7 protein-coding genes and 1 pseudogene are annotated in these 9,612 nt (G+C 65.8%); 6 read left to right on the top strand and 2 right to left on the bottom strand.

Features of this window, described 5'->3' with window-relative positions; genetic code table 11:
* Window positions 1–34 precede the first annotated feature (34 nt).
* Window positions 35–1,336: a hypothetical protein gene (locus ACE039_RS24850; protein ID WP_485823583.1), complete on the bottom strand. Its 1,302-nt coding sequence runs from the start codon at window positions 1,334–1,336 to the stop codon at window positions 35–37.
* A complete protein-coding gene (locus ACE039_RS24845; RefSeq protein ID WP_485823582.1) occupies window positions 1,333–2,382 on the bottom strand; it encodes a hypothetical protein in 1,050 nt (349 codons plus the stop codon). The genes ACE039_RS24850 and ACE039_RS24845 overlap by 4 nt, the downstream gene beginning before the upstream one ends.
* A gap of 485 nt (window positions 2,383–2,867) precedes the next feature.
* On the opposite strand from ACE039_RS24845, the gene ACE039_RS24840 reads away from it, so the two are divergent.
* The 6 genes and pseudogenes from ACE039_RS24840 to ACE039_RS24815 form a co-directional block, all read left to right on the top strand.
* Window positions 2,868–5,381 carry a class I tRNA ligase family protein gene (locus ACE039_RS24840; protein WP_485823581.1) on the top strand — a complete coding sequence of 838 codons (2,514 nt, stop codon included), beginning with the start codon at window positions 2,868–2,870 and terminating at the stop codon, window positions 5,379–5,381.
* Window positions 5,382–5,458: 77 nt separating this feature from the next.
* A complete protein-coding gene (locus tag ACE039_RS24835) occupies window positions 5,459–7,603 on the top strand; it encodes a laminin G domain-containing metallophosphoesterase family protein (protein WP_485823580.1) in 2,145 nt (714 codons plus the stop codon).
* 166 nt (window positions 7,604–7,769) lie between these two features.
* Complete coding sequence (locus ACE039_RS24830) at window positions 7,770–8,357, top strand: TetR/AcrR family transcriptional regulator (RefSeq protein WP_485823579.1); 588 nt, start codon at window positions 7,770–7,772, stop codon at window positions 8,355–8,357.
* 96 nt (window positions 8,358–8,453) lie between these two features.
* Window positions 8,454–8,948 (top strand): hypothetical protein, encoded by a 495-nt coding sequence (locus ACE039_RS24825; RefSeq protein WP_105556158.1) that lies wholly within the window; start codon window positions 8,454–8,456, stop codon window positions 8,946–8,948.
* Window positions 8,945–9,301 carry a hypothetical protein gene (locus tag ACE039_RS24820; RefSeq protein ID WP_485823578.1) on the top strand — a complete coding sequence of 119 codons (357 nt, stop codon included), beginning with the start codon at window positions 8,945–8,947 and terminating at the stop codon, window positions 9,299–9,301. The genes ACE039_RS24825 and ACE039_RS24820 overlap by 4 nt, the downstream gene beginning before the upstream one ends.
* Window positions 9,302–9,387: 86 nt before the next feature.
* Window positions 9,388–9,612 (top strand): annotated as a pseudogene (locus tag ACE039_RS24815) (hypothetical protein); the annotation flags it as partial.

The following is a 9,612-nucleotide window of genomic DNA, read 5'->3' as shown; positions in this document are numbered from 1 at the left end:
CCGATGGCGTGCAGCCATCGGCACCTTTGAGGGCTTACGCCGGGTCGTAGTGCGCCAGCAAGCCGGTGACCGCGTGGCGCAAGGCGCGCTTGATCATGCGCGCCTCGGCGTCGTCGTCTTCGGGCCGGGCGTCGCGCACGTGGCGTTCTCGCACCGGGGCGCTCAAATGCGCGACGCGCAATGCGATCGCGCCGCCCGCGCCCGGTTGCGTGGCGCTGATGCGCACATATTCCGAATGGGCGATCTGCCGCACCAACTCGCGAGCGCCTGTGGCGGTCTCGGAGTACTGCGCATGATTCGAAGGGCCGGGCCCGAACCGCACGGACAGTTGCGCAGGCCCCGCCGTGCGCAGCAAGACCGACAGGCGTTCCATGGCGTCTTCGATTTCGCCAGGAAACCCGTCATAGACTCCGTCGATCTCTCTATGCGGGCGCAGCAACGCCTGCACGTCGGCAAGATCCGCAAGACACGTCGCCAGGCGCGCGGCACCACGGGCATCGCGGCGCAACCAGCGCGGCGCCACGATGTCCGAGATCGCATGCGTGGGCGGATGAAAGCGATAGCTGCGCCCGTGGCGCGACATGACGCGGCTGCGGTCGGGGTCGGTGTCGTCGGTGGCAAGCAGGCCGACCTGCGGCGATTTGGTGCAATACACGTCATTGCCGGCGGCGATCAGGCAGTCCGTCCGCAGCGCGCCGCGCACCAGCACCTGGCAGCGATAGTGGCGGCATAACAACCCCGTGGCATCCAAGCCTTCGGTGAACGCATGCCGCCCTGCGGGCAGCATCAACAGGCCGATCCGCGCCGGACCCAGCGCGACCAGCATCGGGCCGGCCTCAGGGTCGGCGCCTGGCGCGCCGGGTTCCGAATGCCGGTCCGCCGCTTCCGCCACGCGCACCGCATCAGCGTCCAGACCCGCCGTGAACACCCAGCCCGCTATCCGCAAGGCCGGGTGATCGGGCAGTTGCGCCGGTAGCGCCAACGCCGTTGCCACCACCGGCTCGTCGGTCACCAGCACCACCCATTGCTCGTCTCCGGTGATGGGCCGCCGTGCCGCCGCGGCCTCGTCCAGCAAGGCGTAGTACGCACCGTTGTCGGTGTCGCGGATCCGGCCCAACAGCGTCTGGGCCTGCGCCAGGTTCAACACCCGCAGCGTCAGGCCCTGCCATGCCACGCGGGCCTGGGCCGGTGTCTGTCGCGCGCGCTCCGCCCATGCCTGCTGCTCGGCCGCCCGGGCGTCAAGCGCGGCACGCTGATCGTCGGCCTGCTCTAGCCGCTGCGCGCGCTGCTGCTCGCGCCAGCGCTTGCGCGGATCCCCGTCAGCAGGTTCGCTCATTTTCCTTTGCGCATCGACACCGGCACGCCCCAGACCGGGTCTTCCATGCCCTGCTTGCCCAGCGTCGTGATCTGCATCGGTTCCAGCCTGGACAGCAACTGCTGGTGTTCCGCGCTGACGTTCTTGCGCTGCGCGATGAGCTTCTTCGAAAACTCCATGGGCGCCGGGCGGGTGTAGACCGTCAAGTCTTCAAGCGGGCATTCGATCATCTTGGGATCGACCGCGCGGCATGCCGACTGCTTGTACTGGTAAGCGGGCGTCTTCAAGTGCATGCGCTGGCTCAGCACCAACTGGCCGCTTTTGAGCGTGAAGCTTGCCAGCGCCTGCTTGGGCGGAATGCGCGACTGGATCTTGATCGCGGGGATGTCGCGATACTTCGTATCTTCGCGGTAGCCCGCCGCCGAGGTCTGCGTGGTGTCGCTGTATTGCTGCTCGCCCCAGCTTACGCAGGCGCCCGACGCCGCGTGCACGGCGGTGCAGACCGATCGCGTTTTGGTCTGCGTGCCATAGCTGGCATCTTGCCATGTGGTCTGCTTGTAGAACTCGCGATAGAGTTCGGGCGACAAATAAGACGTGCCGTTGGCGCCATGGCCCGATCCGACCGGGCCCTTCTGAGCGCCCACCTCGTCAAGCAACGCATTCAGCTTGTAATCGTCGCCGCCCGTCAGCAGGTACTTGCCAGGCGGCAGGATATGCACCTCGAACGATTTGAACAGATGGGGCATCTTGGTGTCCTGCTGCAGCGAATTGGTCTGGAAGCTGCGGCTGAAGGTCACCTGCGGCGCGGCTTCGTTCATCCAGATCGCGCGGGTGGTGTACTTCGTCATGGCCAACGCATCGCCCAGCGTGGGATGGGGCGTCAAGTCGGCCACCAACACCACGGCCATGCCCGACTTCAGCGCTTCGTCGATCAGATCCAGCAGTTGCGCGTAGCGCGGGTCATCCCGGGTGCCCTCGTCGCTCATTAGCGAAGGCGACGCGCAGCCCGACAGGGCAATCGAAAGGGCCAGGGTGGACAACGCAAGTCGCGTTCGCGGCAAAGTCATGGATCGGTCCTTGAATGAGGCTGAATCAGATCGTTGACCGCGCATACTACTGAGCCAGTACCGGACCGCAATGCCCGCTTGGCGCCTGAAACATGGCGCGACACGCGATTGCGCACAATGCGACAGGCGTTGCGCGACAACCCGGACCGGCATTGCGGCCAAACCGCCAGCAATGGCGCGGGTCTCCGCCGCCCCGCGCCGGTGCGCCGCCCGGCAGGCCCGGCGCCAGCCGCAGCGACGGACCCGAAAATTATTGTTGCGATTGTTTCCGGTCCTGTAGCTGTGATAGAGTCAATGCACAACGTCAACACGCCATCAGCCAACAACCGTGTCCAGATTCCCGTCGATCGTGATTATTCGCTCCTCCGCTGCCATTGGGCGCCGGGGGCGAATTACGTTGGGCAGCTAAGCCCCACCTTCGCACCTCGCCTTCCAAAGGGCAGCGTACAGAACGCTGCCCTTTTTGCATTTCTGGACTCGAAAAAATGTACACGCTGAATCTCTTCAAGCATGCTTTCCCGCTGACCACCGCCCACGCCGATAAAACGGAAACCCTGCAACGATGGTCAAGCCCGCCGGTCGTCGATAGCCTGCATCGCACGCAAGGCGCGCGTCCGCTTTTCCTGCTGCATGACGGTCCGCCGTATGCCAATGGGGCCCTGCATCTGGGCCACGCCGTCAACAAAGGCCTGAAAGACTCGGTGGTCAAGTTCAAACGGCTGCAAGGCTATTTCGCGCCGTATGTGCCGGGCTTCGACTGCCACGGCCTGCCCGTCGAGCTGGAGGTTGAACGCCTGGGCCACGCCAAGGACGATCCGCCGGCCTTCGTGGCGGCCTGCCGATCCTACGCGCAGTCGCAGGTCGAACGACAGACCGCGCAATTCCGGGAACTGGGCGTGGCCGCCGATTGGGACCAGCCCTACCTGACCATGGCGCCCCGCTTCGAAGCCGGCGCGGCGCAGGTGTTTCAATCGCTGCCCGGCGCCGTCACGCGGCTGCGGCCAGTGCATTGGTGTCCGGCGTGCGCTTCGTCATTGGCAGAGGCCGAGGTCGAATACAAAACGAAGACCGGCGACAGCCTGGTCGTGCTGTTTCCGGTCGCGGGCGCCAACAACCTGTTCGTGGACGTATGGACCACGACGCCGTATACGCTGCCCGCGAACAAGGCCGTCGCCTATAACCCCACGCTGAGCTATGTTGCCGTGGCCGACGGCCCGCGTACACGGGTTCGCCTGCGCCAGCCCGGTGACGAAGCACTGCCCGACTTCGAGCTGGCGGGGTTGATGGTGGTCAGTCCTTATACCCAAGGCACCGTTCCTGTTTTGCCGGCGGACTTCGTCAGCCGCGCGGGTACGGGGCTGGTGCACATGGCGCCGGCGTTCGGCACGGACGATTTTCGCGTCTGCGAACAACACGGCCTGGCGGTCGAGCAGTACCTGGACGCGCGTGGGCGCTTTGTCGTGCCGGGCATGGAGGGCATGGACCTTGCGCAAGCCAGGGCCCACGTATTGGAACGCGTCGCGCCCCTGGTGGTCGCCCTATCCACCCTGGAACATGAATACCCCCATTGCTGGCGACACAAGACGCCGGTGTTTTTCCGCGCGTCGCAAGAGTGGTTCCTGGACCTGGCCGAGACCCGCCAGCATGCCCTGCGTGCCTTGGAGGGGATGGAGTTCGTGCCAGCCTCCGGCCGTGAACGGCTGACCAGCATGCTGGTCGGCCGTGGGGCCTGGTGCGTGTCGCGCAACCGGTTGTGGGGCACGCCCCTGGTGGATCCCGCCAACCCCGATGACCTGCGGCTGGCGGCGCGGGTCGCCGAGGAAGGCGTGGAAGCCTGGCAAAGCGAAGGCCCGCGGCGCACGCTGGACGTGTGGTTCGACAGCGGCGTGACGCATCAGCTTGTGCTGATGCAGCGTTACGGGCGTACCGCCGACGTCTATCTGGAAGGCTCGGACCAGCATCGCGGCTGGTTCCAGTCATCGCTACTGACCTGCGCGGCGGCGGGCGGCGGCGCGCCCTACAAGCAGGTGGTCACGCACGGTTTCGTGGTGGATGGCACGGGCCAGAAGTTCTCGAAGTCCAGCAAGAACTACCAGCCGCTGGATCAGATGCTGAAGACCTTGAGCCCGGACGTGCTGCGCTTGTGGACGCTGCAGCAGGACTTCACGCGCGAACTGAAGTTCTCGGGCGAGGCGCTGGCGCTGACCCAAGAGCGCTTTCGCAAGCTGCGCAACACGATGCGCTTTTGCCTGCAGAACCTGCAGGATTTCAATTGGACCGCGCCGCCGCTGGCTCATCCGCTGGACCGGGTCCAGGTGACCTTGCTGCGCGAGCTGGGCGCCGATGTCTGCGCGGCGGCCGACCGCTATGACTTTGCCGCCGCGGTGTCGCATCTGCTGCGCTATGCCGAAAGCGCGTCCAGCGATTATTTCCCGGCGGTGAAAGACAGCCTCTATTGCGACCTACCTGACGCGCCCCGCCGGCGGCAGGTCCAGCATGTGCTGGGCTTGCTGGTGCGCACGCTGGTGCGGCTGCTGGCGCCGGTACTGGCCTTTTCGTGCGAGGAGGTCTTCCAGTACCTGAAAGCCGCAGGCGCGGAACAAGCGGACAGCGTGCTGCTGGCCACGCTTGCCGACGTCCGCCTGCCCGCCTTCGACGACGAGGCCGCAAGCCTCGCGGCCTATGAGGAAGCGGTCGAGGTCAAGGGGGCCCTGCACCGCTGGGTGGAGGCCCATCGGGATGATTGGGTCAAGGGCGCCGCCCAGGTGGAGGTCATGCTATCGCGGACCGTGGCGAACAGGCTTGGCGCATTCGCGGACGTGCTCGGCGCCGCGGATGTGCGCCAGGAAGATGCGATGGACGATGGCGCGCAAGCGAGCTTCCAGCCGACGGCGTGGCGCGCGTGTCCGTGCTGCCGCCGGCACGCGCAGTCCGTGCCGGATGGCGGCGGGCTGTGCAACCGCTGCGTCGACGTCCAGGGAGCACTCAGCTTGCAGTGATGATCGGGCATGGCGGGATTCATCATCCCGTCATTAGGCGTTTCTATGCTTCCCACTTTTTCGGACGGGCGGCACAGATGGCGCAAGACAAGCACGACGGTAAACATGACATTGTCGAGACACACTCCCCCCTGCCGACGGCGACAGACCCGCGCCGCCGCAGCCTGCTCAAGGCAGGCTTCGGCGCCACGCTGCTGCCGGTAGGCGGCTCGCTGCTGCTGTCCGCCTGCTCCAGCGACGACGACGATGACGCCACCCCGGCGCCCGGCTCCCCCGCGCCGCAACCGGATCCGGAACCGCAACCGCAACCCCAGAACGTATCCAGCTTCGCGGTGGCGGTCTTGCCCGACACGCAGTTCTATTCGCGCTATGCGACCGACGCCGAGAACCAGCAGTTCATGCGCAAGTACGGCAGCGAGCCGTACAAGGCCCAGACACAATGGGTGGCCGACCACGCCAAATCGCTCAGCATTCCGTTCCTCATCCATCTGGGCGACGTGGTGGACCAGCAGGGCAAGCCCGACCAATGGAAGGTGGCCGACGCGGCCATGAAGATCCTGGAGGACGCCCGCGTTCCCTACTCGATCCTGGCCGGCAACCACGACGTGATCCTGGACCGCGACTATGTCGACGCCAGCAGCCAGGGCAGCGCGACCGACGCGCAGCGCAACCTGGCCGTGGAGCCCTATCTGCGGACCTTTGGCGCCGACCGCGCCAAGCAGCAAGCCACCTTCGGGGGCCGCGACCCCAGCGGCTTCCACGAGTACCACGTGTTCCAGGCCGAGGGCCAGAAATTCATGGTGCTGTCATTGTCGTGGCGCATTTCCGACGCCGCGCTGGCGTGGGCCAACCAGGTCATCCGCGCCAACCCTTCGCTGCCCGTCATCCTGGTCAACCACCAGTTGCTGAACATCGACAAAGACGGCGTCACGCCGCTGGAAGTGCCTTACGGCCTGATGCTGTGGGACAAGCTGATCCGCGACAATGATCAGATCTTCATGACGCTCAACGGCCACTATCACGGCGCCGCGCACCTGACCAAGACCAATGCCTTCGGCAACCCCGTCGAGGAAATGGTGGTGGACTACCAGATGGCCTACCAGGGCGGCAACGGCCTGATGCGCCTGTACGAATTCGACCTGAGCAACAACGAGATCCGCGTGCTGTCGTTCTCGCCGTGGGTGCCTCAAAAACCGAAAGACACCCTCAACACGTTCGACCAGGCGGTGCTGACGGGCGCCAACGAGCAGTTCACCATCAAGATGGACTTCGCCAAACGGTTCGGCGGCTTCAACAAGGACTTCAAGGCGGCCGCGCCCACGCACACCGCGCTGGTCGAGCAGGCCCGCGCCCTGATTCTTGCCAACTACACCGATCCGGCCGCCACCGAGCAAAAGCCGGCGGCCGACAGCGAAGACTACCCGCAGGTGTCCGGCACGCTGGCGCACTGGCGCTTCTTCGGCGGCGCGGACGGCCAACCGGTGCAGGTGGGCGAAGTCGTCGCCGACCGCACCGGCCTGAACCCGGTGCGCCGCGCATCCCTGAACGTCGACGGCGTGGCGGGCGCGCAACTGGGCGACGTGGTCTGGTCCAACGACCACCACTACCTGTCTGCCGCTCCCGGCTCGGTGCGGTTCCTGAACACCGACAAGAACACGGCGCGCATGAGCTACTTCACCACCGGCACGGCCGCCGCGCTGAACGCGGAAACGGCGCCCAACGGCTACACCGTCGAAGCCTTCATCAAGATCGACCGCGACTGGACCGCGTCGCGGCACGCGTGGATGAACATCATGACGCGCGACGGCAAACGCGGCGCATTGCCAGGCTTCTCCGGCGGCGATCCGGAGTCGCCTCCGCTGCTGTTCGCCGTGTCCAGCCTGCGCGAAATCCAGTGGGAGGTGGTGCCCGAGCGCACTGGCACGCGTGAAGCCAAGACCAACTGGTCGGGCGAGATCATCGCCGACAAGTGGCTGCATGTCGCCATCGTGAACGACAACGCCACGCATGAAACCATCCTGTACATCGAAGGCGCGCCGGTGCTTCGCAACGCGTCCGATGCCCCTGGCCTGGCCACGCTGGCGGCCGACATGCCGTGGATCATCGGCGCGGGCTCGTGGGACGGCGCGCGCGCCGACGGCTTCTTCGGCAGCATCGGCGAAGTGCGCATCGTGGGCCAGGCGCTTTCGCCGGCGCAGTGGCTGACGGCCCGCAAGCGCTGATCGGCGACCGGCGGCGCCGCTTGGCGCCGCTGCCAAGGCCCGGGGGTGGCCTTGACTTCCAACCGACCAACTAGTAGATTGGCAGCCATGCCTGCGCAATGGCGGCACTTGCGCCATGCGCCGCGGCAGCTTGCAGGCTTTTTTCGTCACCCAGAATGGATTCGCAATGAGTTTGGAGCTTTCCCCGAGAGCGGTCGAGATCGTCGAGCAAACCCGACTGCTGCTCGCCGCCGGGGGCTATCACGGGTTCAGCTACGCCGATGTGTCCGAACGGGTCCATATCGGCAAGCCCAGCATTCACCATCATTTCCCGGCCAAAGCGGATCTGGTCCTTACCGTGGTCGTCCATCATCGCGAACAGGCCCGCAACGGGCTGGCGGCGCTGGATCAGCACGTCCCGGACCCCTTGGGGCGCTTGACTGCCTACACGGATTACTGGGCCAAGTGCCTGCGCGACGGCTCGATGCCCATGTGCATCTGCGCGATGCTGGCCGCCGAAGCGCCCATGCTTCCCCAAGCGATCGCGGACGAAGTGCGGGCGTATTTTGGCGAATTGGCCGCCTGGATCGGATCGGTGCTTGAACGCGGCGTGTCCATGGGGCAGTTTCAACTGCGCGACGGCATCCACGTTGAAGCGCAGGCCTTTATGTCGACCGTGCATGGCGCGATGCTGACCGCGCGCGCGTTGGGCGACCCCGAGGTATTCGCGTCGATTACGCGCGCAGCCATTCGCCAGTTGACCGTATCGGATTGATCACAGCGTGAAGCGCACCCACCGGTGCGCCTTTTATTTTATTTAACTACCGACCAACTAGTTGGTTGTTTTAATGGATTCCAAGGAGCATCCGCCATGCCACATCCTATTTCCGCTTTGGGGGCCGCGCACACCCTCATCAGCCTCGTGCCCGCCACCGTGGGCCTGTACAGCTTCGCGCGGTATCGCGGGATCGACAGCAGCACGCGAACCGGTAAGATCTATCTGGGCGGACTACTGCTGGCCGTGCTGACCTCGTTCGGGCTGTCCAGCTCGGGCGGGTTCAATGCCGGGCATGCGCTCGGCATTCTGGCGTTGCTCTCGGTATCGGGCGCGCTGCTCGTGTCGCGGATGCCCTGGCTGTCCCGGGCGAAACCGCATCTGGCCCAGCTGGGGTTCTCGTTCAGCTTTTTCCTGATGTGGGTCCCCGGGATAGCGGAAACGCTGACGCGGCTGCCTGTCTCCCATCCGCTGGCGGACGGGCCGCAGTCCCCCTTGGTGCGCGGCGCGCTGGCGGCGTGGGTCGGAATTTTCGTGATCGGCGCCGTGACGCAGCAGCTCTGGATCCGCGCACGCAAGGCGTCACGATGAGTTTGCGCGCCATCGAACCGATTGGCGCTGCCCGGATCGACACCGTCGTGGACGGCTACCGGGCCGAGCGCTTGCGCGCCCAGGCCCAAGCCGATCGTGCTGCGCGCCCGCAGGCGCCGCCGTTCGCCCATTGCCTGAAGCACGCCATCCAGGCATTCCACGATCAACTGGCCAGGCTGGACGCGCGATCGCTTGCGGCCAATCAAGCCTTGCGCAACGAGCAGACCGCGCAACAGGTGCGCGCCCAGGCCGCCAACGACCTGGGCACGATCCAAGGCCTGCTGCCGCTGCAGCCCTATCGCTTCTCGGCAGGACTGCCGCCGCCCTTGCCGCACCGGACATTGGGCAGATAGGCCATACCCCATTTGATGTACGCCGCATTCGCCCATGGGCGCGACACGCCAAGCTAGACTGCAACGTAGCGGGCCCCTGACCGCGAATGGAGTTTTCGATGAAAAAATCCATCTTTATCTGCGCCGCCCCGGTCCTTTCCCTGTTCTGCATTGGCGCCGCCGCACAGACGGTCACGCCCCTAAAAGGGCAGACTGCCGAAACCACCCAACAAGACATCAGCGCATGCCAGGCCCAAGCCGGCACGCCAAGCACGGATAGCTCGCCGTCCGGCGGGCGCGCCCGCGGCGCCGCGACTGGCGCAGTGGCGGGC

The organism is Achromobacter maghribensis (assembly GCF_057334215.1).
Note: the sequence above shows the minus strand (reverse complement) of the source record. Positions and strands in the feature narration are given on the sequence as shown.

Excerpts from the sequence above, each read along its gene's own strand:
- ACE039_RS24820 (WP_485823578.1), top strand. The coding sequence starts at position 8,945 with ATGAGTTTGCGCGCCATCGAACCGATTGGCGCTGCCCGGATCGACACC.
- ACE039_RS24830 (WP_485823579.1), top strand. The coding sequence starts at position 7,770 with ATGAGTTTGGAGCTTTCCCCGAGAGCGGTCGAGATCGTCGAGCAAACC.
- ACE039_RS24850 (WP_485823583.1), bottom strand. The coding sequence starts at position 1,336 with ATGAGCGAACCTGCTGACGGGGATCCGCGCAAGCGCTGGCGCGAGCAG.
- ACE039_RS24845 (WP_485823582.1), bottom strand. The coding sequence starts at position 2,382 with ATGACTTTGCCGCGAACGCGACTTGCGTTGTCCACCCTGGCCCTTTCG.
- ACE039_RS24835 (WP_485823580.1), top strand. The coding sequence starts at position 5,459 with ATGGCGCAAGACAAGCACGACGGTAAACATGACATTGTCGAGACACAC.
- ACE039_RS24825 (WP_105556158.1), top strand. The coding sequence starts at position 8,454 with ATGCCACATCCTATTTCCGCTTTGGGGGCCGCGCACACCCTCATCAGC.
- ACE039_RS24840 (WP_485823581.1), top strand. The coding sequence starts at position 2,868 with ATGTACACGCTGAATCTCTTCAAGCATGCTTTCCCGCTGACCACCGCC.